Origin of the sequence: Mesorhizobium sp. B2-3-11 (genome assembly GCF_006442215.1) — a bacterium.
GTDB classification, from domain to species: domain Bacteria; phylum Pseudomonadota; class Alphaproteobacteria; order Rhizobiales; family Rhizobiaceae; genus Mesorhizobium; species Mesorhizobium salmacidum.
Genome location: NZ_VFVS01000015.1, coordinates 25414 through 49608, shown reverse-complemented (window position 1 = coordinate 49608; position 24195 = coordinate 25414). Strand labels below are relative to the sequence as shown.

The following is a 24195-nucleotide window of genomic DNA, read 5'->3' as shown; positions in this document are numbered from 1 at the left end:
TCAGATCTCCATGCCCAACATCGAGGCCACCGTGTGCACGTCCTTGTCGCCACGGCCGGACAGGTTGACGATGACGATCTGGTCCTTGTCCATGGCGGGTACGATCTTGACGGCATGAGCGATGGCGTGCGCCGATTCCAGCGCCGGGATGATGCCTTCGACGCGCGTCGTCAGCTTGAAGGCTTCCAGCGCCTCGTCGTCGAGAATAGGCACATACTCGACACGGCCCGAGTCGCGCAGCCAGGAATGCTCCGGACCGACGCCGGGATAATCGAGGCCGGCCGAAATCGAATGGCCGTCCATGATCTGGCCGTCGACGTTCTGCAGGAGATAGGTGCGGTTGCCGTGCAGCACACCGGGAGAACCGGCATTCATCGAAGCGCAATGCTCGATGCCGTCGAGGCCGCGCCCGCCCGCTTCGATGCCGATGATGCGAACGTCCTTGTCATCGAGGAAGGGATGGAACATGCCGATGGCGTTGGAACCGCCACCGACAGCGGCGATGATGGTGTCGGGCAGCCGTCCCTCCTGTTCGAGGATCTGCGCGCGGGCTTCCGTACCGATCACCGACTGGAAGTCGCGCACCAGCTCCGGATAGGGGTGCGGACCAGCGGCGGTGCCGATCAGGTAATAGGTGTCCTCGACATTGGTCACCCAGTCACGAAGGGCTTCGTTCATGGCGTCCTTCAGTGTGCCGTGGCCCGCGGTCACCGGCCGCACTTCGGCGCCGAGCAGCTTCATGCGGAAGACATTGGGGCTTTGCCGGGCAACGTCGGTCGCGCCCATATAGACGACGCAGGGAAAGCCGAAGCGGGCGGCGACGGTCGCGGAGGCCACGCCATGCTGGCCGGCGCCCGTCTCGGCGATGATGCGCTTCTTGCCCATGCGCTTGGCCAGCAGGATCTGGCCGAGGCAATTGTTGATCTTGTGCGAGCCGGTGTGGTTCAGGTCCTCGCGCTTGAAATAGACTTTCGCGCCGCCAAGATGCTTCGTCAGGCCTTCGGCGAAATAGAGCTTCGAGGGCCGCCCGGCATAGTGGGTCGACAGGTCGGTCAACTCAGCCCTGAAATCCGGATCGTTCTTGACCTCGTTCCAGTTCTTCTCCAGGTCGAGGATCAGCGGCATCAGCGTTTCGGCGACGAAGCGACCGCCGAAAATGCCGAACATGCCCTGTTCGTCGGGTCCGGTGCGGAAGGAATTGGGTGTCGCCGGCTTGTTCATCGCCGATCTCCTAGATCTGTACTTTGAGCATGTCCCTGTCGGAAAACCGGTTCCCACTTTTCCGGGACATGCTCAGGGTTCGAAATTTTGTTCAGGCGGCGCGGTCGTCCCGCGCGGCCCTGACGGCCCGGAAAAACTGTTCGATCAGCGCCGGATCCTTGACGCCCGGCACACTTTCCACGCCCGACGAAATGTCTATTGCGGGCGGATTGGCAAGCCGAAGGGCATCGCCGATGTTGGCGGCGTTGAGCCCACCGGAAAGCATGTAATCGATCCCGGCGTCAAGGCCGGCGAGGATGCGCCAGTCGAAGGCGACGCCGTTGCCGCCCGGCAGCTCGGAGCCCTTCGGCGGCTTGGCATCGAACAGGAAGCGGTCGGCAACGCCGATGAACGACCTTATCCGGTCGAGATCGGCAGCCTCGCTGAGCGGCAACGCCTTCATCACCGGCAGCCCATGGCGGGCTTTCAGTTCGGTCACCCGCTCGGGGGTTTCGGAGCCGTGCAGTTGCAGCATGTCGGGCTGCATCTTCTCCACGATTTCATCGAGGACGGCGTCGCTGGCATCGACCATGACGGCAACCGCCAAGGCCTTGCCGCGCGCTGCTTCCCGCAGACGGCCGGCTTCGGCCGGCTCGACGTAACGCGGGCTTTTCGGAAAGAAAATGAAGCCGACATGGCTGGCGCCGCCGGCCAGGGCCGCGGCCATTGCCTGGTCGGTCTTCAAACCGCAGATCTTGATGTCGAGCGCCATGGCGCGGGAATTGGCACGAAAAGCGCCAAGAGTCGAGAAAAAGCATGCTGTTTGCCGGCAAGGTGAAAGGCGCTACCTATTGATGGACAGCATGCAAGGCGGGAGCACAGCCATGGCCGACCAGACCGTTGCCGAACTGAAGCAGAAGATCGCGCAGGCGCGCGAGGTCATCGCGCATCTGATGGACAAGGCCGCGTTCAACGGCGCCGAAGCGCATCGGGCGCTGGATTATTTCGGCGGCGACGCCTTCGACCGGAACTTTCTGCCCTGGCCGCATCATGGCGAAGAGGGGCTGCGGCCGGAGGAGTTGAATGCGGCGAATGACGACTAGCGGCCTTCCCTGGGGCCGTCCATACATGACGAAGTGGCGAAGCCTTCGCCTGACTCCAGGTGACTCCGCCGCACCCTACTCAAACACGATCGCCTGCAGGGCGCCGCCATTGCGCTTCAGCCAGTCCTTGCAGCGCTCGGTGTCGGGGCAGAGCTTTTCGCACAATTTCCAGAATTTCGGCCCGTGGTTCATCTCCTTGAGATGCGCCACCTCATGTGCAACGAGGTAGTTGATGACCGGCTGCGGCGCCATCATGATGCGCCAGGAGAAGGAGAGATTGCCTTCGGAGGTGCAGGAGCCCCAGCGGCTGGAGGTGTCCTTATAGCGGATCGCCTTGGCGCGCTTGCCGAGCGCCTCGGTATGCCTGACGACCAGCTTCTCGATCTCCTTCTTGGCCTCGCGCTTCAAGAAATCGGCGATGCGGCGCGGCAGATGGATGCGCTCGCCATGCACGATCAGCAGCGGACCGCGCTCGTCGCGCGATATGGTTACGGTGCCGCGCTTTGACGGCTCGTGGACGATGCGGTGCGGCACGCCGCGCACCGGGATCTTGATGCCCGGCCGCACCTGCGGCCGCGTCGGCACCTTGGCCAGCCGCTGCTCCAGCCAGTCCTGGTGGCGGTCGAGGAACCTGTCCACCTCGCCGCGGCGCAGGCCCGGCGGCACGGTGATGCGCAGACCCTGACCGCCGGAATCGATGCGCAGCGTCAGGCGTTTTGCCCTGGCGCTCTCGACGATCTTGAGCGGCAGGGTGCGGCCGGCGACACAGTATTCCCGCTCCACGGCAGGCGTGGGTTTGGGCTTCGTCAGATTGCGGAAGAACCCGATGGTCATGGCGGGACGATACGCGATTCGAGGAAAACGAATAGAACAAAAAAGAAACGGCGCCGCTCGCGCGACGCCGTCATTACACCTTGGCCCTGTCGCCTGGCCTCAGTCGTCGAGCAGGTTCGAGCCTTTGCCACGCTTGGTGGGGGTCGTTCCGGTGCCCGGATCGGTCTTGGTCGGCGCGGTCGACTTGTTGCGGTTGGCCATGAACCGGTCGAACTCGTCCTGATCCTTGGCGCGGCGCAACTCGCGGGCATACTCGTCGAACTGCGTCAGCATCTCGTCGAGCTTGCGGCGCTCTTCGTTCAGGCGCTCAAGCTCCTTTTCGCGCCAGTCGTCGAAAGCGACGTTGCCGGTGCGGGCGGAGCCGTTGCCCCAGCGTGCGGCCTTGTCGGAACCACGGCGGCAACCGGCGAAGATGCCGTCGGTCGCGCGATTGACGTCACGCTTGAAGCCCTCAAGCCGGTCGCCCCAGATGATGTAGGCGAGCATGGCGAAGCCGAGCGGCCAGAACACCATGAAGCCGATCACCATCAACGCGATGGTCGCCGGCGTCCAGGCCGGGCGGATCAATGCAGATGTGTTCATTTTCTCCCATTCCTTCGGTTGGAGACAGCCAGAACCGGCTGCGTGGAATCGAAATGGGAAGGCGAAAACGGCGATTCAAGACAATGTCGGCCAAAACCGGACAAGCTTCTGAAATGATTGCCGCTTTTTGAGCATATCGAGGAAAAGCATGGCCAAACCGGCGATCAGGCCCCAAAATGCCGCACCGACGCCGAACAGCGTCAGCCCGGAGGCGGTGACGACGAAGGTGACGGTGGCTGCCATCCGGTCATCCTCATCCCTAAGCGCGATCGCCAGCGCGTTGGCGAGCGAGGCCATCAGCGCGAGACCCGCCACAAGCACGATCAGGCTCTGCGGCAGGACGGCGAAGATCGCCACCAGCGAAGCGCCGAAAATCGCGAAGATCAGATAGGCAAGCGCATAGAACGGGCCGGTCTTCCAGCGTTCGGCCGGATCGGGATGGACGTCCGGCCCGGTGCATATCGCCGCCGAGATCGCCGCCAGATTGGTGGTTGCGGCCCCGAAAGGCGCCGACAAGAGCGAAAATAGGCCGGTGACACCGATCAGCGGGCCTGGCTCGGGGTGGTAGCCGGCGGCGCGCAGCACAGCGAGGCCGGAAAGGTTCTGCGAGGCCATGGTGACGAGATAGAGCGGCAGCGCCAGGCCGATAATGGCCTTGGCGGTGAAATGAGGAGCAATGAACGTCAGTGTCGACAGTTCGGGCGCGGGCAAGCCGCCGACACGGCCGGTAAGGAAGGCGGCAAGGCCACCGCCAACCAGCACCGCCAGTACCGATAGCGCCGGATTGAACAGCCGGATGACAAAGAATGCGGCGATCAGCGGCAGGATGAGCCAAGGGTCCGCCGGAATGGCTTTCATGGCATTGATGGCGAAGGTGACGACGATGCCGGCCAGCATGCCGGAAGCGACCGAAGCCGGTATTCTCGATATCAGCCGGGTCAGCGGCCCAAACAGGCCGGTCGTGACCAGCAGGACGCCGGTGATGATATAGGCGCCGACGGCCTCGCCCATCGAAAAGCCACTCGAGGCGGCGACCAGTGCCAGGCCCGGAGTCGACCAGGCGGTGATGACAGGCATTTTCGTGCGCCATGACAGCCACAGGCACTCGACCGTCATGGCCAGACAGATCGCCGTCACACCGCTTGCCGTCTCGACCTGCGTCGCGCCGACCGCCTTAGCGGCGGCGATGACGATGGCCAGCGTGCCGCCAAAGCCGACGATGGCCGCGACGAAGGCGGAGACCGGGATGGAAAGGCGCATGGTCATCTGCCTCTGCCTCGTCCGGCCATGTCACCGACGGCCCGCACCAGCATGTCGAGATCTTGCGGCCGCGACAGGCGATGGTCGCCGTCGGGAATCAGCGACAGCGTGACATCGTCGGCCGGCAGCAGGCTGACCAGCCTCAAGGCGTGGCTCGACGGCACGTCCGCATCGGCCAGCCCCTGCAAGATGTGAACCGGGCAATGCGTGTCGATAGGCCCGGTCATCACCCGGTTATGGCGGCCATCCTCGATCAGGGCGCTCGTGTAGATGTAGGGTTCCGCGGAATAGTCCGACGGCTCCGCGAAGTAGCCCTTTTTGGCGAGATCGCGCTTCTGCGCCTTGGTCAGCACGGGTTCGACCAACTCACTGGTAAAATCCGGCGCCGGTGCCAGCAGCACCATGCCGACCACGCTTGCGTCGCCCGCCTTGCGCAATTCCTGCACCATGCGCAGCGCGATCCAGGCACCCATCGACGAGCCGACCAGGACCTGATCGCCCCTGGCGAAATTCCGGAAAACCGCAAGGCTTTGCGCAAGCCATGTCGAAATCGTGCCGTCAGCAAAAGCGCCGCCGGATTCGCCATGGCCCGAATAGTCGTGCCGCAGGAAGGCGCGGCCTTCTCGTGCCGCCCAGTCCGACAGCGTCTCGGCTTTCGTGCCCAACATGTCCGACTTGTAGCCGCCGAGCCAGACGATGCCGGGCGTCGAGCCCGCCGAATGGCGCACGGCGATATCGGATCCATCAACATCCAGAAAGATCGGAGCGGCGGTCATGGCTGTGGGGCGGTCCTGGTTTTTTTCACGCCTGCTTTTGGCACGGCCGGAGGCAAGGCGGAAAGTGCTCGCGATGTTTCTTTGCTTGGCACAGGCTCGTGATCAGGTGATTTCTTGAGAACGCTGTGCTATTGACTTGCGCCGCGCGCTTCCCACATTGGCGCGTCCACACAGATTTGTACGAACCCCGAACGAAACGGCCAAGGAGACCACGACCATTCGCAGACCTTTCAAAGCAGCGGCGCCGACCAAGGATGGGCCGCGCTCCAACCGTGATATCCGGGTCCCCCGGGTCCAGCTTATCGACGCCGAAGGCCAGAACCGCGGCGATGTTTCCATCAACGACGCATTGCTGCTCGCCGAAGAGGCCGGGCTCGATCTGGTTGAAATATCGCCCAACGCGGTGCCGCCCGTCGTAAAAATCCTCGATCTCGGCAAATTGAAATACGCCAACCAGAAGAAGGCGGCCGAGGCGCGCAAGAACCAGAAGGTCATCGAGATCAAGGAGATCAAGATGCGCCCGAACATCGACAGCCATGACTACGAGACCAAGATGAAGGCGGTCCGCCGCTTCTTCGAGGAAGGCGACAAGGTCAAGCTGACGCTGCGCTTCCGCGGCCGCGAGATGGCGCATATGGAACTCGGCATGCAGCTTCTGAACAAGGTGCGCGAGGAGGTGGCGACCATCGCCAAGGTGGAAGCCGAGCCGAAGCTCGAAGGCCGCCAGATGATGATGGTGCTGGCGCCGCGCTAAGCAGGCTCCGCTCGCTTCGCAACGCGTCGTCTGCATAGTTTCCGTGGTTGTCGCGGGTTCTCACCGCAAACCGTGAACGCTTTTGCGGAACCCGCTTGGATCACGATGACGTCAGGTCTAGTCATCGCGCTAAAATCCGCCTGAATTGTGCTACAGGGCGTCCCGACGACCGGCGGGACGCCTATTCCTGGCTAGAGCTGCGATCGCCGGCTAAGCTCCTCGACGATCGGAACCCAAACTTGGACACAGAATACAAACACGGGCTGGGCAACTACCAGCAGATGCGCCGGCTGGTGCTTGCCGTGCTCGTCGCGGTGCTGTTTCTGGCACTGCTGTTCGGCCAATCGACGTTCCCGCCGGACACGCCGGTGCACGAATCGATCGAGATGTTCGGCGTGCTGTTGATTTTCCTCGGCATCGTCGGGCGCCTCTGGGCGACGCTCTATATAGGCGGGCGCAAATCCTCCGAAGTGGTCACTGGCGGGCCCTATTCGATCACCCGCAACCCGCTCTACGTGTTCTCGACCGTGGCCGCCGCCGGCGTCGGCGCGCAGATCGGTTCGTTCTCCGGCATCATCCTTTTCGCGGTTCTGTGCGCCGGCGCCTTCCATATCGTCATCCTGCGCGAGGAGAAATTCCTCAAGGAAGCGCTCGGCGCACCGTATGCCGACTATCTGGCGCGCGTGCCGCGCTTCTTCCCCAAGCTTTCGCTCTACCAGGAAGGCGACACCGGCAGCTTCAAGCCGCGCCTGCTGTTGACTACGCTGCTCGACGGACTGGTGTTCCTGATCGCGCTGCCGGCTTTCGAACTGATCGACGGCGCGCAGTTGTCGGGCATGCTGCCGGTGTGGTTCAGGCTGCCCTGACCGGGGACAGTGCGTCGCACGGCCTGAGGTGTTGCGCCCGCGCCATCTTTGATCTATAGCACCGCCGTTCCAAGAAAACCGCCCGGCAGGGCATGCCGTGGCGGTTTCATTTGCTTTTCGGGCTTGGTCGGCCTGAAGCGAACAAGAAGCGCGATCGTGCGCCAACATTACGGAGTAGCAAAATGCCCAAGATGAAGACCAAATCGGCCGCCAAGAAGCGGTTCAAGATCACAGGTACGGGTAAAGTCCTGTCGGCTGCGGCCGGCAAGCGTCACGGCATGATCAAGCGTTCCAACAAGTTCATTCGAAATGCCCGCGGCACGATGGTTCTGGCTGAACCGGATGGCAAGAAGGTCATCAAGAATTTTCTTCCGAACGGCCTCTAAGGCATTCGGTCCGGACACGCATTTGTTTTACGCAATTCCGAACGGAAAACCGCAAGCACTTTTCCTGGAATTGCTTTTAAGGAGATCATGACATGGCACGCGTAAAAAGAGGCGTCACCTCGCACGCCAAGCACAAGAAGGTCCTGAAAGCCGCGAAAGGCTTCTACGGCCGCCGCAAGAACACCATCCGCATCGCCAAGCAGGCGGTGGAAAAGTCGCTGCAGTACGCTTATCGCGACCGCAAGAACCGCAAGCGCTCGTTCCGCGCGCTGTGGATCCAGCGCATCAACGCCGCGACCCACGAGCACGGCCTGACCTATGGCCGCTTCATCGACGGTTTGAACAAGGCCGGCATCGAGATCGATCGCAAGATCCTGTCCGACATGGCCATCCACGAGCCGCAGGCTTTCGCCGCCCTGGTCGCGAAGGCCAAGGTCGCGCTCGAATATCTGAAGAACACCACGCCGAATGCTTTTGAGAGCGCTGTCGCCTAGAGCATGATGCCAAAAAGTTTCTGACTTTTTGGACAACATCATGCTCCAGGGAAATTAGCGGGGAGCGCGATCTTTTCCGAAAAGTCTGCAACTTTTCGGGATCGGGCTCCGAGCCCAGCGCTTCCCAAGCACTTTCGACACTTGATTTGGGGAACCCGCGCTGGCACGGCTGGCGCGGGTTTTTCTTATGCCTGAACTTTCACTCCAAACGTGACTTTCACGTCTAGAGCGATTTCCAACGCAGCGAGTTTGATCGTGAACGACGCAACCATTGGCCTTGATGCACTCGAAAATTCCCTGATGGCTGACATCGCCTCGGCCGCCGACGAGGCGTCGATCGAGGCCGTGCGTGTCTCGGCGCTCGGCAAGAAGGGTTCGGTCTCCGAAATGCTGAAGACGCTTGGCGCGATGAGCGCCGAGGAACGGCAGGTGAAGGGCCCGGCGATCAACGGCCTGAAGAACCGCGTCACCGATGCGCTTGCTTTGCGCAAGGCGGAATTGAAAGACGTGGCGATCGCCGCACGGCTTGCCGCCGAAAAGGTCGACGTGACGCTGCCGGTGCGGCAGTCGCCGGCCGAGCGCGGCCGCATCCATCCGATCAGCCAGGTCATCGACGAGATCGCGGCGATCTTCGGCGATCTCGGCTTTGCCATTGCCGAAGGGCCTGACATCGAGACCGACTACTATAATTTCACCGCGCTGAATTTCCCGGAAGGCCATCCGGCGCGCGAGATGCACGACACCTTCTTCTTCCAGCCGGACGAGAAGGGCGAGCGCAAGCTGTTGCGCACCCACACCTCGCCGGTGCAGATCCGTACCATGGAGAAGCAGAAGCCGCCGATCCGCATCGTCATTCCCGGCAAGACCTACCGCCAGGATTCCGACGCCACCCATTCGCCTATGTTTCATCAGGTCGAGGGGCTGGTGATCGACAGGTCGGCCAACGTCGCCAACATGAAGTGGGTGCTGGAAGAGTTCTGCAAGGCCTTCTTCGAAGTGCCGCAGGTCAAGATGCGCTTCCGGCCGTCCTTCTTCCCGTTCACCGAGCCGAGCCTCGAGGTCGACATCCAGTGCGACCGCTCGCGGCCAGGCGAAGTGCGCTTCGGCGAAGGCTCCGACTGGATGGAGATCCTCGGCTGCGGCATGGTCCACCCCAACGTGCTCAGGGCCGGCGGGCTCGATCCCGACGAGTACCAGGGCTTTGCCTGGGGCATGGGCATCGACCGCATCGCCATGCTGAAATACGGCATGCCAGATCTGCGCGCCTTCTTCGACGCCGATGTGCGCTGGCTATCGCATTACGGCTTCCGGCCGCTCGACATGCCGACGCTGTTCGGAGGCCTGAGCGCGTGACGGTCCTGAAGCCTCCTGCTGCCAGCTATTACGGAACAATCCAATGAAATTCACCCTCTCCTGGCTCAAGGATCACCTTGAAACCGACGCCACGCTGGCCGAGATCGTCGAGCGGCTGACCTCGATCGGCCTCGAGGTCGAGCATGTCGACGACAAGGCGGGCCTGAAGCCCTTCGTCATCGCCAAGGTGCTGACGGCGGTGCAGCATCCCGATGCCGACCGGCTGCGGGTGCTGACCGTCGATACCGGCGACGGCAAGCCGCCGGTGCAAGTGGTGTGCGGCGCGCCGAATGCCCGCACCGGCCTGATCGGCGCCTTCGCCGCGCCCGGCACCTATGTGCCCGGCATCGACGTGACGCTGACGGTCGGCAAGATCAGGGGCGTCGAAAGCCACGGCATGATGTGCTCCGAGCGCGAGCTGGAACTGTCCGACGAGCACGATGGCATTATCGACCTGCCAGAGGATGCGCCGGTCGGCACCGGCTTTGCCGCTTACGCGCATCTCGACGATCCGGTCATCGAGATCAATTTGACTCCGAACCGGCCCGATGCCACCAGCGTCTACGGCATCGCCAGGGATCTCGCGGCGAGCGGACTTGGCCGCCTCGTCGGCGGTGCGATCATGCCGCATGTCGGCAGCGGCATGTGCCCGGTGAAGGTGACGATCGAGGCACCGGAGCTTTGTCCCGGATTCGCGCTCAGGCTGGTCAGGGGCGTCAAGAACGGCCCCTCGCCGAAATGGCTGCAGCAGCGGCTGATCGCCATTGGGCTCAGACCGATCAGCGCGCTGGTCGACATCACCAATTACGTCACATTCGACCGCGGCCGGCCGCTGCACGTCTTCGATGCCGCCAAGGTCGCCGGCAATCTCGTCGTGCGCCGCGCCAAGGATGGCGAAACGGTGCAGGCGCTCGACGGGCGCGAATACACGCTGACGCCGGAGATGTGCGTGATCGCGGACGACAATGGCGTCGAATCCATTGCCGGCATCATGGGTGGCGAACACTCCGGCTGTGACGAGAACACGACGGACGTGCTGATCGAATCCGCTCTTTGGGACCCGATCACCACGGCCCGCACCGGCCGCACACTCGGTATCATCACCGACGCGCGCTACCGTTTCGAGCGCGGTGTCGATCCCGAATTCATGGTGCCGGGTATCGAGTTGGCGACGAAGCTGGTGATCGATTTCTGCGGCGGCACCCCGACCGAGACCGAGGTGGCCGGCTATGCCGGACATCAGCCGAAGATCGTTTCTCTTCCCTTGTCGGAAGTGAAGCGGCTGACCGGCATCGAGGTGCCGAAGGCGGAGAGCCTCGACATCCTGTCGCGTCTCGGCTTCCACGCGCAGGGATTGGGCTACGTCGTCGACGTGACCGTGCCCTCCTGGCGTCCCGATGTCGACGGCAAGGCCGACTTGGTCGAGGAGGTCATGCGCATCCATGGCGTCGACAATATCGCGCCGCAGCCGCTCGGCGCGCATGACGTGGTCAACGGCAAGATCCTCACGACGCTGCAGATCCGCACCCGTGCCGCCAAGCGCTCGCTTGCCGTGCGCGGCATGATGGAGGCTGTTACCTGGTCGTTCATTCCCGCCAGGCACGCCGAGTTGTTCGGCGGCGGCCAGACGGCGCTGAAGCTTGCCAACCCGATCGCAGCCGACATGTCCGACATGCGGCCCTCGCTCCTGCCGGGGCTGATTTCGGCCGCACAGCGCAACGCCGACAAGGGCATCGGCGACGTTGCCTTGTTCGAAGTGTCGGGCACCTATGAAGGCGATGGCGCCGACCAGCAGCGACGCGTCGCCGCCGGCGTGCGACGCGGCACGGCCAAGCTCGACGGCTCAGGCCGCAACTGGGCCGGCAATTCCGGCCCAGTCGGGGTGTTCGACGCAAAGGCCGATGCCATCGCCGCGCTCGAAGCCTGCGGCGCGCCGGTCGACCGGCTGCAGATCGAGGCCGGCGGACCGGCCTGGTATCACCCCGGCCGTTCCGGCACGATCAAGCTCGGTCCAAAGACCGTGCTCGGCACGTTCGGCGAGTTCCATCCGAAGACGCTGGAAGGGCTCGATGTCTCCGGACCGCTATGCGGCTTCGAAGTGTTCGTCGATGCCGTGCCCGAGCCGAAGGCCAAGCCGACGAAGACCAAGCCCAGGCTGGAGCTGTCCGCTTTCCAGGCGGTGAAACGCGATTTCGCCTTCGTCGTCGACAGGGCCGTCGAGGCCGGCACGCTGGTGCGCGCCGCACTTGCCGCCGACAAGAAGCTGATCACGGCTGTCTCGGTCTTCGACATCTTCGAAGGCGCGTCACTCGGCGAGGGCAAGAAGTCGATCGCCATCGAAGTGTCGATCCAGCCGGTCGAAAAGACGCTGACAGACGAGGATTTCGAGGCGCTGGCCAAGCGCATCGTCGACAATGTCGGCAAGCAGACGGGCGGCGTGCTCAGGGCATAGAGAATTCAGGATTGCGGGCAGGTGGCGAATCGCCCTCAAAAGGGCGATGGACCATCTCGCGTATTCCGGGCTTCCTTTTGAGCCACAGCGTGCGGCGTTTCTCGACATCGTCGCGGCTGATCCGCTGCTGTGTGAAACGCTGGCGCGAGTGCGCGACCTTGCCTTGCCGGATTGGCTGGTGGTTTCCGGCGCGCTCTACAACAGCGTCTGGAACCATCTGACCAGCAAGCCGTCGGGCTACGGCATCAGGGACGTCGACCTTTTCTATTTCGATGACTCCGACCTCTCCTATGACGCCGAGGACGCCGTCATCCGCAGGGCGACGGCACATTTCGAGGGACTGCCGCTGCCGGTCGAAGTGCGCAACCAGGCCCGCGTGCATCTTTGGTATCCGCAGAAGTTCGGGCAACCCTGCCCGCGCTATGCGAGTGCCAGTGAATCCGTCAGCTATTTCGCCTCGAAGACGCATGCAGTGGGTGTGCGATACGACGCCGACGGGCAGCTCGATCTTGTGGCGCCGTTCGGGCTCGATGATATTTTCTCGTTCCGCATCACGCCGAACCGGGTGATGGACAATGAAAGTACCCACGGGACCAAGGGCGCCCGTGCGAAGGCCAACTGGCCGGAGATATCAGTTTTACCATGGTGATGCGCCAAATGGATCGTCGGACGTGTGGCCTACATCTATGGGCAAAAAGCCAATATTATGTGGAAATCTAGGGGAAAAGCGCGAAATCGCACTGCGAAAACCCATCTAGGTTCTTGCCTTTCCGCAAGAATCGATCGAGTCCTGTCAGCGATCCGAAGCGGGACGAGGCCGACCACAGCTACAACTGCGGCCGACCCCGATTTCGGACCCAGCAAAACCCTGCTGAGGGGCTGGGCCGGTCTCTTGTGAAGACGTGATTCTTGAATCACGGCTGGTTCGCCGCGTCAACCCTCAGCGTTGTTGTCCACAACAGAAGGAATAAAGCTGTGGATATTTACGCAAGAGCCAAGGTTCCGCTTGGGACCAAAAAACGCACTGGTGAAACCAGCCCCGAAAGTGGCGTATGGAAGGTAGACGACCTCTATGATTCCACAACCGCCCCGATCGCCAAGGGCAACATTTTCCCGCCCTACAAGAGTAAGGCGGTTACCTGGGTTCTCATCCAGTACGCGTGAGTGTCTCTGTAAATATTAGGCCGGGCGCAATGCCCGGCCTTTTTGTCTCAGCCCGATCGCCACCCTCACCCATTCACCAGCGCCAGCAGCTCCTCGGTGTAGCGCTTGCCCATCACCTTGTCGGGCGACAGCGCATCGCCGATCGCCGCGACCTCCGCCGCGCTCAGCACGATGTCAGCCGCCGCCGTATTCTGCTCCAAATGGCGGATTCTTCGCGCACCCGGGATCGGCACGATGAAGTCGCCCTTGTGCAGCACCCAGGCCAGCGCCAGCTGCGCCGAGGTGACGCTTTTCTCCACCGCCATCCGTTCCAGCGTGGCGATCACCTTGGCATTGGCTTGCATGGCGTCGGCCTGGAAGCGCGGCAAGGTGCGGCGCCAATCGTCGTCGCTCAGGGTCTCCGGCTTTGCGATGGTGCCGGTGAGCAGGCCGCGGCCGAGCGGGCTGTAGGGCACGAAGCCGATGCCCAACTCGCGGCAGACGGCGAATATCTCGTCTTCCGGGTCGCGGCTCCACAGCGAATATTCGCTCTGCACCGCGGCGATCGGGTGCACGGCGTGCGCCCGCCGGATGGTCGCCGCGCTTGCTTCGGAGAGGCCAAGCGCCCGCACCTTGCCCTCTTGCACCAGCTCGGCCATGGCGCCGACCGTATCCTCGATCGGCACGTCCGGGTCGACGCGGTGCTGATAGTAGAGGTCGATGACATCGGTGCCGAGCCGCTTCAACGACGCCTCGGCGACGGCCTTGACGTGCTCGGGACGGCTGTCGACACCGGCCATGCGATCGATGCCGGTGCCTTCCTCCAGGATCTTGAAGCCGAATTTGGTAGCGATCGTCACCTTATCGCGAACCGATTTCACCGCCTTGCCCAGCAGGATCTCGTTCTCGTAGGGGCCGTAGACCTCGGCCGTGTCGAAGAAGTTGACACCGATCTCGACGGCGCGGTGCAAGGTGGCGATCGCCTCGGTTTCCGGCTGGCCGCCATAGGCAAAGCTCATGCCCATGCAACCGAGGCCGACCGGGAAGACCTCGAGTTCAGTTCCTAGCTTGCGGGTTTTCATCACGCGTCTCCTTGTTGTGATGCCGAGGAAATAACGCCTTGCAGCACGTTCGATAATCGGCTCTTCTTCGTACGGGTCGTTCCATGAAATAGATCAATGAACCGAGCACATCTCTCACAGCTCGCGGTGCTGGCAACCGTTGCCCAATGCGGCAGTTTTCGCGGCGCGGCCAGGGAACTGGCGATAGCCCCTTCGGCGGTGAGCCACGCGGTCTCCAGCCTGGAGGCACGGCTTGGCGTGCGCCTTTTGGCGCGCAGCACGCGCAGTGTCGCTCCGACCGAGGAAGGCGCGCGATTGCTCGAGCGATTGCGCCCGGCGCTTTCCGAGATCGACCTGGCGCTGGAGACGGCCGTCGAGGCGCGCGACCGGCCGGCCGGGAACCTGCGGCTCAGCGTGCCGCGCACGTCAGCGCATCTGGTGCTGACACCACGGCTCGGCGCCTTTACGTCGGCCTATCCCGACATCGTGCTGGAGATCGTCATCGAGGATCGCTTCACCGACGTGGTGGAAGGCGGTTTCGATGCTGGTGTGCGGCTCGGCGAAAGCCTGCAGCGCGACATGATCGCGGTGCGCATCGGGCCGGACATTCGTGGCGCGGTGGTGGGCGCGCCATCCTATTTCGAGACAAGCCCCAAGCCGCGCCATCCACGCGATCTCGCCGACCATCGCTGCATCCGCTTCCGCTTCTCCAGCGGTGTCCTCTACCACTGGGAGTTCGAGAAGGACGGCGAAGAGGTCGAGATCGCGGTGCAAGGACCGCTGATCCTCGACGAGGACCATCTGATCGCTCGGGCCGCCGTCGACGGCGCCGGCCTTGCCTTCGTCTTCGAGGAGTATGTCCGCGCGGCGCTTGCCGACGGCCGGCTGATCCGCGTCCTGGAGGACTGGTGCCCGTCCTTCGACGGTTTCTTCGTCTACTATCCGAGCCGCCGGCAAATGCGGCCGGCGCTGAGGGCTTTCGTCGACTTCTTCAAGGTGAGCGGGTAGTCCATCCTCCCCAAGGGTGGAAGAAACCCAGCCTGGCATTCGTTCGCCTCCCATGCAGACCATCACCAACACCGCGACCCGCTATGGCTGGGTAACCATCGTCCTCCACTGGCTGATCGGGATTATCTTCATCGGCCAGTTCATACTCGGCTTCGTCATGGTCAGGACCCAAAGCCAACGCACGGCCTTCGAATTGATCCAGTTGCACAAATCCCTGGGCTTTCTGCTGCTTGGCCTCGTCATCCTGCGTATCGCCTGGCGGCTCGGCGATGCGGCACCGCCCTTGCCGCCTTCAGTCGGCATCCTTGAACGGCGTACGGCACCGCTGGCGCATCTGGCGCTCTATGTATTCCAGCTCGCCCTGCCTCTGTCCGGATGGGCGCTGGTGTCGGTTTCGACGCTGGAAATCCCCAGCATGCCGTTCAACCTGTTCGTCATGCCCAACCTGCCGCTGCCCGAATCCGACGCCGCCGAAAGTTTTTGGGCGTCGGCGCACTGGTATCTCGCCTATGCCGGCATCGCACTTGTTGCGCTGCATGTCTGCGCGGCCCTGCGCCACCATTTCCTGCTGCGTGACAGCGTGCTCACGCGCATGATCACGCCTTCGTCAGCCGGGGAATAGAACGGGCCTTGGTCTCGTTTGTGAGGATGAGGACGCCAGAGAGCGTTGCCTCCTAACAAGGAACAACCCTATGCGTGCGCGAATCCTCGGATTGGCGGCTGCCGCCGCCTGCCTTGCCATGCCAGTCCATGCGGCAGTCGTGCTTAGCGATGCTGCCGGCAACTATACGATTAGCCAGGCTGGTTCCGCGATCCGCTTCACCATCGGCAAAGCCGGCGGCGGCGGCTTCGACGGCGCCTTTGCCCGTTTCAAGGGCACGATCCGCATCGACAACAAGGATGTCGGTCGCTCTAAGGTCGACCTCACCATCTATCCCGAAAGTGTCGGGACCGGCCAGGGCCGCATCGATGCCTTCCTGCGCTCCGACGCGGTGTTCGACGCGGCCAACAGCCCCGAAATCCAGTTCCGCTCGACCAGCGTGACCCGCACCGGCGACACGACGGCGCTCGTCACCGGCCGCCTGACGGCGCGCGGCAAGACGTTTCCGGAAAAATTCACCGCCGAGCTCGACGGGTTGAAGGGTGGCACGATAAAATTCCACGTCACCGGCAAGGTGCTGCGCTCGCGCTACGGCATGGATGTCGGCACGCCGCTCTATTCCAACGTCGTCGATTTCGACATGACGCTGACGGGGAAAAGGGGTTAAGCGCGGCTGCGGTACCTGGTTTCCTCGCCCACTTTCGTGGCGCGAGGAACAGAGCACCCGCATTGGCTTTTCCACCGATTTCAGGCAAACCTCGTGGCCGGTAAAATCGACATGGAGAAACGTGATGTTCCGATGGGGTGTGTTGTCGACGGCCAAGATCGGCCGGGAGCAATTGTTGCCGGCGATCGTCGGGGCGGAAAACGGCGTGCTCTCGGCGATCGCCAGCCGCGACCTGTCGAAGGCCAAGGCATTGGGCGACCGCTTCGGCGCGCGCCACGCCTTCGGCTCCTATGATGACCTGCTCGCTTCCGACGAGGTCGACGGCGTCTATATCCCACTGCCGACCTCGCAGCACGTCGAATGGACGGCCAAGGCCATCGAAGCCGGCAAGCATGTGCTGGTCGAAAAGCCGCTGGCGCTCGACGCCAAGGACATCGCGCCGCTGATCAAGCTGCGCGACGCCAGGAAGGTGCTGGTCTGCGAAGCCTTCATGGTCATCTACCATCCGCAATGGATCAAGGTGCGTGATCTCATCGCCAGCGGCGCCATCGGCCGGCTGCGCCATGTGCAGGGCGCTTTCTCCTACTACAATGTCGACCCCAACAACATGCGCAACAAGCTTGATCTGGGCGGCGGCGCGCTGCCCGATATCGGCGTCTACCCGACCGTGTCGACGCGCTTTTCGACCGGCAAGGAGCCGCTGCGCGTGCAGGCGACGATCGAGCGCGACAAGACATTCGGCACCGACATCTATTCCTCGATCCGCGCCGATTTCGGCGATTTCGAATTGTCCTTCTATTTGTCGACCCAGATGGCGGCACGCCAAGTGATGGTGTTCCACGGTGAGAAGGGTTTCATCGAAGTGTTCTCGCCCTTCAATGCCGGGCTCTACGACCATCACCGCGTCGAACTGCACAACCAGAACCACACCGAGGCGCAGGTATTCCGCTTCCCCGGCACGCAGCAATACAGGCTCGAGGTCGAGACCTTCGCGCGGGCAGCACTTGGCGGCAAGGAGCGGGTCTTCACGCTCGAAGAATCCGTGCTCAACCAGAAAGTCATCGACGCCATCTTCCGCGCCGGAGACACAGGCGGTTGGGAGACCGTCTGAGCCATTGTTTGACGCAATTCCCTAGGGAAAGCGCTACGCACTTTTCCCCGGAAAACCGCCCCACACTTTTCCTGGAATTGCTTGCTTAGCCGGTAACCGGAGGAAAAATGGCTGACGACGCGGATGTGATCATTATCGGCGCCGGCCTTGCCGGGCTGGTTGCCGCCGCCGAGCTTGCCGAGGCCGGCAAGAAAATCATCATCGTCGACCAGGAGCCGGAGCAATCGTTGGGCGGTCAGGCGTTCTGGTCGTTCGGCGGACTTTTCCTCGTCGATTCGCCGGAGCAGCGGCGCATGCGCATCCGCGACTCCCATGATCTGGCGCTCGAGGACTGGATGGGCACCGCCGCTTTCGACCGGCCGGAAGACCATTGGCCGCGCAAATGGGCGGAGGCCTATGTCGGCTTTGCCGCCGGCGAGAAGCGCCCCTGGCTGATCGAGCGCGGCCTGAAGTTCTTTCCAGTCGTCGGCTGGGCCGAACGGGGCGGCGGCAATGCCATCGGCCACGGCAATTCGGTGCCGCGCTTCCACGTCACCTGGGGGACCGGCCCCGGCGTGCTCGAACCTTTCGTGCTGCGCGTGCGCGAGGCGCAAAAGCGTGGATTGGTCGACTTCAGGTTCCACCATCGTGTCAATGCGCTGACGCGGACGGGGGCAGCCGTGACCGGGGTACAGGGCGATATCCTGCAGCCGAGCACTGCCGAGCGTGGCCACAAGAGCTCGCGCGAGGTCTCAGGCGATTTCGAGCTTCATGCCCAAGCCGTAATCGTCGCCTCCGGCGGCATCGGCGCCAACCACCAGCTGGTGCGGGAAAACTGGCCCAAGCGGCTGGGCAACGCGCCGAAGCGCATGATCACCGGCGTGCCGGACCATGTCGATGGCCGCATGCTGGCCATATCGGAACAGGCCGGCGGCTCGATCATCAACCGCGACCGCATGTGGCACTATGTCGAGGGCATCAAGAATTGGGCGCCTATCTGGACCGATCACGCGATCCGCATCCTGCCCGGCCCGTCCTCGCTGTGGCTCGATGCGCGTGGGAAACGCCTGCCGGTGCCGCTCTATCCCGGCTTCGACACGCTAGGCACGCTCAGCCACATCATGAGCACCGGTTTCGACTATTCCTGGTTCATCCTGACGAAGAAAATCATCCAGAAGGAGTTCGCGCTGTCGGGTTCCGAACAGAACCCCGATTTGACGGGAAACAGCTGGCGCCAAGTGCTCGGCCGCGCCACGTCGGGCATCCCCGGCCCTGTCAAGGCGTTCATGGAAAAGGGCGAAGATTTCATCGTCGAGGCCGAATTGCCAAAGCTGGTCGCCCGCATGAACGCGCTGGCCGGCGGCGAACCGCTGCTCGATGTGGCAGGGCTTGAGCGCGAAATCCGCGCCCGCGACAGGCAGCTCGACAATCCGTTCTCCAAGGACATGCAGATCACCGCGCTGCGCGGGGCGCGGGCCTATCTCGGCGACCGGCTGATCCGCACGGCAAAGCCGCACAAGATGCTCGACCCCGCGAACGGACCGCTGATCGCGGTGCGCCTCAACATCCTGACCCGCAAGACGCTGGGCGGCCTGCAGACCGATCTCGACAGCCGCGTGCTCGGACCCGACGGCCAGCCGGTGCCGGGCCTCTATGCCGTCGGCGAAGCCGCCGGTTTCGGCGGCGGCGGCGTGCATGGTTACGCGGCGCTCGAAGGCACGTTCCTGGGCGGTTGTATCTTCTCGGGCCGCAGCGCCGGCCGGGCGGCGGCACGCTCGGTGGCCTGAGGCGGCAACGGCTTGCCGGCACTTGGCTGAGCCGCTGCCATCGGCCGTGCAACCAATAAACCGCAGCTTAGGAGATTTGGCGCGCCCGAAGAGATTCGAACTCCTGACCCCCAGATTCGTAGTCTGGTGCTCTATCCAGCTGAGCTACGGGCGCGCATCAGGCCATGTTTTCGACGGCCCCGCGATCCGGTCCGAAAGACCGGCCGCGAATGTGTGCAGTTCCCTAACGACTGAATTTACGAAAAGCAAGCCGATCCGGCAAAAGTTTTGTCGCAAGCCTGTCACGCGGCGATGCCGGCGCCGATCTCGGCACTTCGAGCCGCTGTGGGGCCGGCCTAAATCCAGACAGCGGACGATCGGGAACGGTTGGGGAGAGCGACGGGGAAAGGCACAGCACGAAACCCTCAGGCCGGGCGGCGCAGGCCACCACGGGCCTGGTCGAGCCGCACCGGCTGGTCGGGGATGGTGACGGCGAATGTGGTGCGCCCGCCGATCGATTCGACCAATTCCACCGTGCCGCCATGCGCCCGGATCAGTTCGTGCGCGATCGCAAGGCCAAGGCCGGTGCCGCCGCTGCGCGCCGAGCCGCGAAAGGCCGCGAACAGGTTTTCGCGCGCCTTCGGCGGCAGGCCGGGACCTGTGTCGGTGACGGCGATGCGGCTGACACTGCCCATGCGCTCGGCCGAGACCGCCAACCGCCGCACCACGGCGCTTTCGGTGTCGGCCGCCATCGCCTGCACCGAGTTGCGGCAAAGATTGGTGAGCACCCGGAAGAGCTGGTCGGAATCGGCATCCACCTCGAAAGCCATCTCGACGGCGTTGATGAACTCAATGCCCTCCTCGATGTCGAGCAGGCCGTGCACCTCCTCGACCAGTTGGCGCAGCCTCACCCTGCGGCGCGAAGGCGGCGGCTCCTGCGTGCGGCCGTAATGAAGCACGCCCTCCGAATAGGAGACGGCGCGGTCGAGCGCGCGCAACAGTTTTGGCGCGAAGGCCTGCACGGTCGGATCCTTGACCTGGCGCAGGCGGTCCGACATCAGCTGGGCCGAGGCCAGGATGTTGCGCATGTCGTGGTTGATCTTCGATACCGCCAAGCCGAGGTCGGCAAGATGCTTCTGCTCGGCCAGCATCCTTTGCAGCCGCTCCTGCATCTGCGACAGTTCGCGCTCGGCAACGCCGATCTCGTCGGCGCGATCGGCGGGGTGAATGATCCGCCCGGGGTCATCGGGAGCCTCGGAGAAGGACAGCATCGAGCGCGTCATGGTGCGGATCGGGCCGATCATGATCAGGTCGATCGCGGCATAGACCAGCATGGCCGTGAACAGCGAGATCAGGAGCGAGACGAAGGCGACGTTGCGCGAGTAGATGAGCATGGCCTTGCGCAGGGAATAGTCCGGCATGATCAGCTCGAACTCCTTGTCGCTGTCGCCGACCGGTCCGAAAACGCGCAGCATCCTGTCGCCGCCGAAAAACAGCGTGTCCAGCGCGCCGGTCATGCCCTTGACCATGCCGACGCTGGCGAGATCGATGTGCTCGTCGACCTGCGGCGGCATGTCGGCCACCACCAGAAGCCGCGAGACGCCGCCGTCGCGCACCGCGATCGCCTTGGCGCCGATGGCCATCAGCACGTCATTCTGGGCCGTGCGCGACAGCGACGTCGAATCGCCCTGCACCAGCACGATCGACACGGCGGCGGCCGTGCTCAGCCTCTCCTTGAGCCAGCTCAGCCTATAGCTGGCAATCCAGGGCAGGAAGATCAGCACTTCGGCCAGCAGCACGAAAACGATGGTGAGCAGCAGCAATTTGGTCGACAGACCGCGCGACAGCGGTACCGTGCGGACAGCCGCTGGCGCCGTTCCGGTTCCTTCCCCTGCTTGGCTGGCTTCGCTCATGCGACTCGATCTTCACAATCACTTGATCAGCCAAGATTAGGCGATTACGGCTTTTTTGCCAATTTCCCCCTTGGTCGGAAAAATAGATGCTCCAAAAGAGGTGCGTCTTTAGCGCGCCGACGCCGGATTGACTTCCAAAACCCTTCTTTCTATAAGCCCGCTCACGCTCGGGCCATTCGTCCCGGCGCGGTTTCGATCGCGCCAAAGCCGGCCCGGCAAAGCTCCTGTTACAAAGTGACAGAATCAAGAAGGGCCGCACCCCGCGGTATTAAAACAAATGAAGCGTACCTACCAACCGTCCAAACTCGTCCGCAAACGCCGGCACGGCTTCCGTGCCCGCATGGCCACCAAGGGTGGTCGTGGCGTCGTCGCAGCTCGCCGCAACCGCGGCCGCAAGCGGCTCAGCGCCTAAGCGAGACGAGATCGTTGCCCGCAACCGGCAAGCCAGTGGGGCAAAATCCCGAGCGGCTTCTGAAACGCGCGGAATTCCTGGCCGTCCGTCGTGGTGAAAAGCGACGCGGACGGTTTTTCCTCGTCGAGGTCCTCGACCGCGGCGACGGCGGGGTGCCGCGCGTCGGCTACACCGTCACCAAGAAGGTCGGCAACGCCGTTGTGCGCAACCGTGTCAGGCGGCGGCTGAAAGAAGCCGTCCGCGTCCATGCCGCGGATGACATGGTGCCCGGCAATGATTATGTCATCGTCGGACGCGATGATGCGCTGCGCGCCCCTTTCGGCCAGTTGAAGGCCGAACTCTCCCGCCGACTTCGCGGAACACGATAGGCCAAGAGCTCTCGATGGAAAACAACCGGAACTTCTTCATCACCATCGCCCTGTCGGTGCTGATCCTGGCGGTATGGCAGTACTTCTACGTGCTGCCGCGGAGCGAGGCGCAGCGCGAGGCCGCCAAGATCGAGCAGCAGCGCGTCGAGGAACAGAAGAAGGCGGCCGATGCGGCCAATCCGGGCGCATCGACACCGGCCCCAGGCACGACCGCCCCGGGCGCCATTCCCAACGCGCCCGGCGGTGACGTGGTCACCGTGGCCGGCCGCGATCAGGCGCTGGCGGCATCCAAGCGCGTCAAGATCGACACGCCGAGCCTCGAGGGCTCGATCAATTTGACCGGCGCGCGGCTCGACGACCTCAAGCTCAAGCATTACACCGAGACCGTCGACAAGAATTCGCCCGAGATCGAGCTGCTCAACCCGCAGGCGCTGCCCACCGGCTATTTCGCCGAGATCGGCTTTGTCGGCAACGACAAGACCGGCGCGGTGCCGGGTGCCGAAACGGTGTGGAGCGTGGACGGCAATCCGACGCTGACTCCGTCCACGCCGGTGACGCTCACCTACACCAATGACAAGGGCCTGACCTTCAAGCGCACCTTCTCCGTCGACGCGAACTACATGTTCACCGTGTCGGACACGGTGCAGAATTCCGGCTCGAGCGCGGTTTCGCTGTTCAATTATGGCCGTGTCACGCGCTATGACAAGCCGGCCGTCGCCAGCACCTATGTGCTGCATGAAGGCCTCATCGGCTTCACCGGCACGGAAGGCCTGCAGGAACACAAATACGCGTCGGTCGAGAAGGACAAGCAGTACCAGCCTGGCAAATCGACCGACGGCTGGCTCGGCATCACCGACAAATATTGGGCCGTCACGCTGGTGCCGACCGAGAAGCAGCCGTTCCAGCCGCGTTATGCCTATTTCGAGGACGGCCGCCACCGCTACCAGTCCGACTTCCTGACCGACCCGATCAATGTCGAGGCCGGCCAGTCGGCGACCGTCGAGACCGAGGTCTTCGCCGGTGCCAAGGAAGTCGCCAAGATCAACGCCTATGCCGAAGAGCGCCACATCAAGCGGTTCGACCTGCTGATCGACTGGGGCTGGTTCCACTTCATCACCAAGCCAATGTTCTGGCTGATCGACACGCTCTACAAATTCCTTGGCAATTTCGGCCTGGCGATTCTCGCCACCACCGTCATCGTCAAGGCGCTGTTTTTCCCGCTCGCCAACAAGTCCTACGCGTCGATGGCGAACATGAAGAAGGTGCAGCCCAAGATGCTCGAGATCCGCGAGAAATACGCGGACGACAAGATGAAGCAGCAGCAGGCGATGATGGAGCTGTACAAGACCGAGAAGATCAATCCGCTCGCCGGCTGCTGGCCGGTGGCGCTGCAGATTCCGGTCTTCTTCTCGCTTTACAAGGTGCTCTACATCACCATCGAGATGCGCCACGCGCCGTTCTTCGGCTGGATCCAGGATCTGGCCGCGCCCGATCCGACATCGATCTTCAACCTTTTCGGGCTGGTGCCGGTCACGCTGCCGCACATGCTGATGATCGGCGTCTGGCCGCTAATCATGGGCGTCACCATGTTCCTGCAGATGCGCATGAACCCGACGCCGCCGGATCCCACGCAGGCCGCGATCTTCACCTGGATGCCCGTCATCTTCACCTTCATGATGGCCGGGTTCCCGGCGGGTCTGGTCATCTACTGGGCCTGGAACAACACGCTGTCGATCCTGCAGCAGGGCGTGATCATGAAGCGCCAGGGCGCCAAGATCGAACTCTGGGACAATCTGGTGGCGCTGTTCCGCAAGAAACCCTCGCCGGCGGAATAGCCGGCGCCTTTTTGGCAAAAGAGCCCGCCCGGTAGACTGAACCGTAAGTGGGCGGTTTGGGCAGGGGCGGATTTGACGGCTGGGTCCTGTGTTCCACAGGGCTCAGCTTTTTAATTTCAGTGATGCAGCGTGCGATGCCGTGGTCCGGCACGCGCTAGGGACCAGGGACCGAACCGGCATCCTCCTGGCCTCCCGTCATTGATGGCAAACCAGCCGAACCTCGCTGCTGCCGGATTGCCCCGCATGGAACTTATCCTGCGTTCAAGAGTTC

25 protein-coding genes and 1 tRNA gene are annotated in these 24195 nt (G+C 63.2%); 17 read left to right on the top strand and 9 right to left on the bottom strand.

From position 1 onward, the window contains the following. Both trpB and FJ960_RS20095 read right to left on the bottom strand, forming a co-directional pair. Complete coding sequence (trpB, locus tag FJ960_RS20100) at positions 1–1221, bottom strand: tryptophan synthase subunit beta (protein ID WP_140716288.1); 1221 nt, start codon at positions 1219–1221, stop codon at positions 1–3. Between the two features lie 91 nt (positions 1222–1312). Further along, positions 1313–1972, bottom strand: a complete 660-nt coding sequence (locus FJ960_RS20095; RefSeq protein WP_140716286.1) for a phosphoribosylanthranilate isomerase — start codon at positions 1970–1972, stop codon at positions 1313–1315. Between the two features lie 112 nt (positions 1973–2084). Between FJ960_RS20095 and FJ960_RS20090 the strand changes: the two genes are divergently transcribed. After that, positions 2085–2303 carry a hypothetical protein gene (locus FJ960_RS20090; RefSeq protein ID WP_140506871.1) on the top strand — a complete coding sequence of 73 codons (219 nt, stop codon included), beginning with the start codon at positions 2085–2087 and terminating at the stop codon, positions 2301–2303. 75 nt (positions 2304–2378) lie between these two features. On the opposite strand, the gene FJ960_RS20085 is transcribed toward FJ960_RS20090, so the two are convergent. The 4 genes from FJ960_RS20085 to FJ960_RS20070 all read right to left on the bottom strand — a co-directional run bounded on the left by FJ960_RS20085 (position 2379) and on the right by FJ960_RS20070 (position 5755). Further along, positions 2379–3137 carry a M48 family metallopeptidase gene (locus FJ960_RS20085; RefSeq protein ID WP_027143872.1) on the bottom strand — a complete coding sequence of 253 codons (759 nt, stop codon included), beginning with the start codon at positions 3135–3137 and terminating at the stop codon, positions 2379–2381. Positions 3138–3236: 99 nt separating this feature from the next. Then, entirely contained in the window at positions 3237–3719 is a 483-nt protein-coding gene (locus tag FJ960_RS20080) for a DUF2852 domain-containing protein (RefSeq protein ID WP_027143871.1), read from the bottom strand. A gap of 75 nt (positions 3720–3794) precedes the next feature. Then, positions 3795–4979, bottom strand: coding sequence for a benzoate/H(+) symporter BenE family transporter (locus FJ960_RS20075; RefSeq protein ID WP_140506894.1), 1185 nt, complete (start codon positions 4977–4979; stop codon positions 3795–3797). 2 nt (positions 4980–4981) lie between these two features. Further along, positions 4982–5755: an alpha/beta hydrolase gene (locus FJ960_RS20070; RefSeq protein ID WP_140716284.1), complete on the bottom strand. Its 774-nt coding sequence runs from the start codon at positions 5753–5755 to the stop codon at positions 4982–4984. Positions 5756–5972: 217 nt separating this feature from the next. On the opposite strand from FJ960_RS20070, the gene infC reads away from it, so the two are divergent. From infC to FJ960_RS20030, 8 genes are all read left to right on the top strand, one after another. After that, positions 5973–6509, top strand: coding sequence for a translation initiation factor IF-3 (gene infC / locus FJ960_RS20065; protein WP_010912915.1), 537 nt, complete (start codon positions 5973–5975; stop codon positions 6507–6509). 239 nt (positions 6510–6748) lie between these two features. After that, complete coding sequence (locus FJ960_RS20060) at positions 6749–7375, top strand: isoprenylcysteine carboxylmethyltransferase family protein (protein WP_140506875.1); 627 nt, start codon at positions 6749–6751, stop codon at positions 7373–7375. A 182-nt stretch (positions 7376–7557) separates the two neighbouring features. Continuing rightward, on the top strand, positions 7558–7761 hold the full coding sequence (gene rpmI, locus FJ960_RS20055) for a 50S ribosomal protein L35 (RefSeq protein ID WP_006201248.1): 204 nt from the start codon (positions 7558–7560) through the stop codon (positions 7759–7761). A 92-nt stretch (positions 7762–7853) separates the two neighbouring features. Beyond that, a complete protein-coding gene (gene rplT, locus FJ960_RS20050) occupies positions 7854–8255 on the top strand; it encodes a 50S ribosomal protein L20 (protein WP_006201247.1) in 402 nt (133 codons plus the stop codon). Between the two features lie 300 nt (positions 8256–8555). Next, a complete protein-coding gene (gene pheS, locus FJ960_RS20045; RefSeq protein WP_246672882.1) occupies positions 8556–9608 on the top strand; it encodes a phenylalanine--tRNA ligase subunit alpha in 1053 nt (350 codons plus the stop codon). A 43-nt stretch (positions 9609–9651) separates the two neighbouring features. Next, a complete protein-coding gene (pheT, locus tag FJ960_RS20040) occupies positions 9652–12060 on the top strand; it encodes a phenylalanine--tRNA ligase subunit beta (RefSeq protein WP_140716282.1) in 2409 nt (802 codons plus the stop codon). Between the two features lie 46 nt (positions 12061–12106). Continuing rightward, on the top strand, positions 12107–12709 hold the full coding sequence (locus FJ960_RS20035) for a nucleotidyltransferase family protein (protein WP_140716280.1): 603 nt from the start codon (positions 12107–12109) through the stop codon (positions 12707–12709). A gap of 326 nt (positions 12710–13035) precedes the next feature. Further along, on the top strand, positions 13036–13224 hold the full coding sequence (locus FJ960_RS20030) for a hypothetical protein (protein ID WP_210243289.1): 189 nt from the start codon (positions 13036–13038) through the stop codon (positions 13222–13224). A 65-nt stretch (positions 13225–13289) separates the two neighbouring features. On the opposite strand, the gene FJ960_RS20025 is transcribed toward FJ960_RS20030, so the two are convergent. After that, on the bottom strand, positions 13290–14285 hold the full coding sequence (locus FJ960_RS20025; RefSeq protein WP_140716278.1) for an aldo/keto reductase: 996 nt from the start codon (positions 14283–14285) through the stop codon (positions 13290–13292). Between the two features lie 96 nt (positions 14286–14381). Here FJ960_RS20025 and FJ960_RS20020 point away from each other — a divergent pair, with 96 nt between their 5' ends. The 5 genes from FJ960_RS20020 (at position 14382) to FJ960_RS20000 (ending at position 19417) form a co-directional block, all read left to right on the top strand. Then, the gene (locus FJ960_RS20020; RefSeq protein ID WP_140716276.1) at positions 14382–15272 is read left to right on the top strand and encodes a LysR family transcriptional regulator; all 891 of its coding nucleotides are present in this window, start codon (positions 14382–14384) and stop codon (positions 15270–15272) included. A gap of 52 nt (positions 15273–15324) precedes the next feature. After that, positions 15325–15894, top strand: coding sequence for a cytochrome b (locus FJ960_RS20015; protein ID WP_140716274.1), 570 nt, complete (start codon positions 15325–15327; stop codon positions 15892–15894). A gap of 70 nt (positions 15895–15964) precedes the next feature. Further along, on the top strand, positions 15965–16540 hold the full coding sequence (locus FJ960_RS20010; RefSeq protein WP_027143862.1) for a YceI family protein: 576 nt from the start codon (positions 15965–15967) through the stop codon (positions 16538–16540). 124 nt (positions 16541–16664) lie between these two features. Beyond that, on the top strand, positions 16665–17651 hold the full coding sequence (locus FJ960_RS20005; protein WP_140716272.1) for a Gfo/Idh/MocA family oxidoreductase: 987 nt from the start codon (positions 16665–16667) through the stop codon (positions 17649–17651). 107 nt (positions 17652–17758) lie between these two features. Continuing rightward, positions 17759–19417, top strand: coding sequence for an FAD-binding dehydrogenase (locus FJ960_RS20000; RefSeq protein WP_140716270.1), 1659 nt, complete (start codon positions 17759–17761; stop codon positions 19415–19417). Between the two features lie 77 nt (positions 19418–19494). Here the strand turns inward: FJ960_RS20000 and FJ960_RS19995 are convergent. Both FJ960_RS19995 and FJ960_RS19990 read right to left on the bottom strand, forming a co-directional pair. Beyond that, positions 19495–19571, bottom strand: a tRNA-Arg gene (locus FJ960_RS19995). Between the two features lie 250 nt (positions 19572–19821). Further along, on the bottom strand, positions 19822–21309 hold the full coding sequence (locus FJ960_RS19990; protein ID WP_140508425.1) for a HAMP domain-containing sensor histidine kinase: 1488 nt from the start codon (positions 21307–21309) through the stop codon (positions 19822–19824). Positions 21310–21586: 277 nt separating this feature from the next. Here FJ960_RS19990 and rpmH point away from each other — a divergent pair, with 277 nt between their 5' ends. The 3 genes from rpmH to yidC are packed head-to-tail and all read left to right on the top strand — an operon-like array spanning position 21587 to position 23924. Next, the gene (gene rpmH / locus FJ960_RS19985; protein ID WP_008833937.1) at positions 21587–21721 is read left to right on the top strand and encodes a 50S ribosomal protein L34; all 135 of its coding nucleotides are present in this window, start codon (positions 21587–21589) and stop codon (positions 21719–21721) included. 14 nt (positions 21722–21735) lie between these two features. Beyond that, complete coding sequence (rnpA, locus tag FJ960_RS19980) at positions 21736–22089, top strand: ribonuclease P protein component (protein ID WP_015314390.1); 354 nt, start codon at positions 21736–21738, stop codon at positions 22087–22089. 14 nt (positions 22090–22103) lie between these two features. Continuing rightward, the gene (gene yidC / locus FJ960_RS19975; protein ID WP_140716268.1) at positions 22104–23924 is read left to right on the top strand and encodes a membrane protein insertase YidC; all 1821 of its coding nucleotides are present in this window, start codon (positions 22104–22106) and stop codon (positions 23922–23924) included. Positions 23925–24195 lie beyond the last annotated feature (271 nt).

Coding starts and splice junctions, on each gene's coding strand:
- trpB (WP_140716288.1), bottom strand. CDS start 1,221: ATGAACAAGCCGGCGACACCCAATTCCTTCCGCACCGGACCCGACGAA.
- FJ960_RS20095 (WP_140716286.1), bottom strand. CDS start 1,972: ATGGCGCTCGACATCAAGATCTGCGGTTTGAAGACCGACCAGGCAATG.
- FJ960_RS20090 (WP_140506871.1), top strand. CDS start 2,085: ATGGCCGACCAGACCGTTGCCGAACTGAAGCAGAAGATCGCGCAGGCG.
- FJ960_RS20085 (WP_027143872.1), bottom strand. CDS start 3,137: ATGACCATCGGGTTCTTCCGCAATCTGACGAAGCCCAAACCCACGCCT.
- FJ960_RS20080 (WP_027143871.1), bottom strand. CDS start 3,719: ATGAACACATCTGCATTGATCCGCCCGGCCTGGACGCCGGCGACCATC.
- FJ960_RS20075 (WP_140506894.1), bottom strand. CDS start 4,979: ATGCGCCTTTCCATCCCGGTCTCCGCCTTCGTCGCGGCCATCGTCGGC.
- FJ960_RS20070 (WP_140716284.1), bottom strand. CDS start 5,755: ATGACCGCCGCTCCGATCTTTCTGGATGTTGATGGATCCGATATCGCC.
- rpmI (WP_006201248.1), top strand. CDS start 7,558: ATGCCCAAGATGAAGACCAAATCGGCCGCCAAGAAGCGGTTCAAGATC.
- rplT (WP_006201247.1), top strand. CDS start 7,854: ATGGCACGCGTAAAAAGAGGCGTCACCTCGCACGCCAAGCACAAGAAG.
- pheS (WP_246672882.1), top strand. CDS start 8,556: ATGGCTGACATCGCCTCGGCCGCCGACGAGGCGTCGATCGAGGCCGTG.
- pheT (WP_140716282.1), top strand. CDS start 9,652: ATGAAATTCACCCTCTCCTGGCTCAAGGATCACCTTGAAACCGACGCC.
- FJ960_RS20035 (WP_140716280.1), top strand. CDS start 12,107: ATGGACCATCTCGCGTATTCCGGGCTTCCTTTTGAGCCACAGCGTGCG.
- FJ960_RS20025 (WP_140716278.1), bottom strand. CDS start 14,285: ATGAAAACCCGCAAGCTAGGAACTGAACTCGAGGTCTTCCCGGTCGGC.
- FJ960_RS20020 (WP_140716276.1), top strand. CDS start 14,382: ATGAACCGAGCACATCTCTCACAGCTCGCGGTGCTGGCAACCGTTGCC.
- FJ960_RS20015 (WP_140716274.1), top strand. CDS start 15,325: ATGCAGACCATCACCAACACCGCGACCCGCTATGGCTGGGTAACCATC.
- FJ960_RS20010 (WP_027143862.1), top strand. CDS start 15,965: ATGCGTGCGCGAATCCTCGGATTGGCGGCTGCCGCCGCCTGCCTTGCC.
- FJ960_RS20005 (WP_140716272.1), top strand. CDS start 16,665: ATGTTCCGATGGGGTGTGTTGTCGACGGCCAAGATCGGCCGGGAGCAA.
- FJ960_RS20000 (WP_140716270.1), top strand. CDS start 17,759: ATGGCTGACGACGCGGATGTGATCATTATCGGCGCCGGCCTTGCCGGG.
- FJ960_RS19990 (WP_140508425.1), bottom strand. CDS start 21,309: ATGAGCGAAGCCAGCCAAGCAGGGGAAGGAACCGGAACGGCGCCAGCG.
- rpmH (WP_008833937.1), top strand. CDS start 21,587: ATGAAGCGTACCTACCAACCGTCCAAACTCGTCCGCAAACGCCGGCAC.
- yidC (WP_140716268.1), top strand. CDS start 22,104: ATGGAAAACAACCGGAACTTCTTCATCACCATCGCCCTGTCGGTGCTG.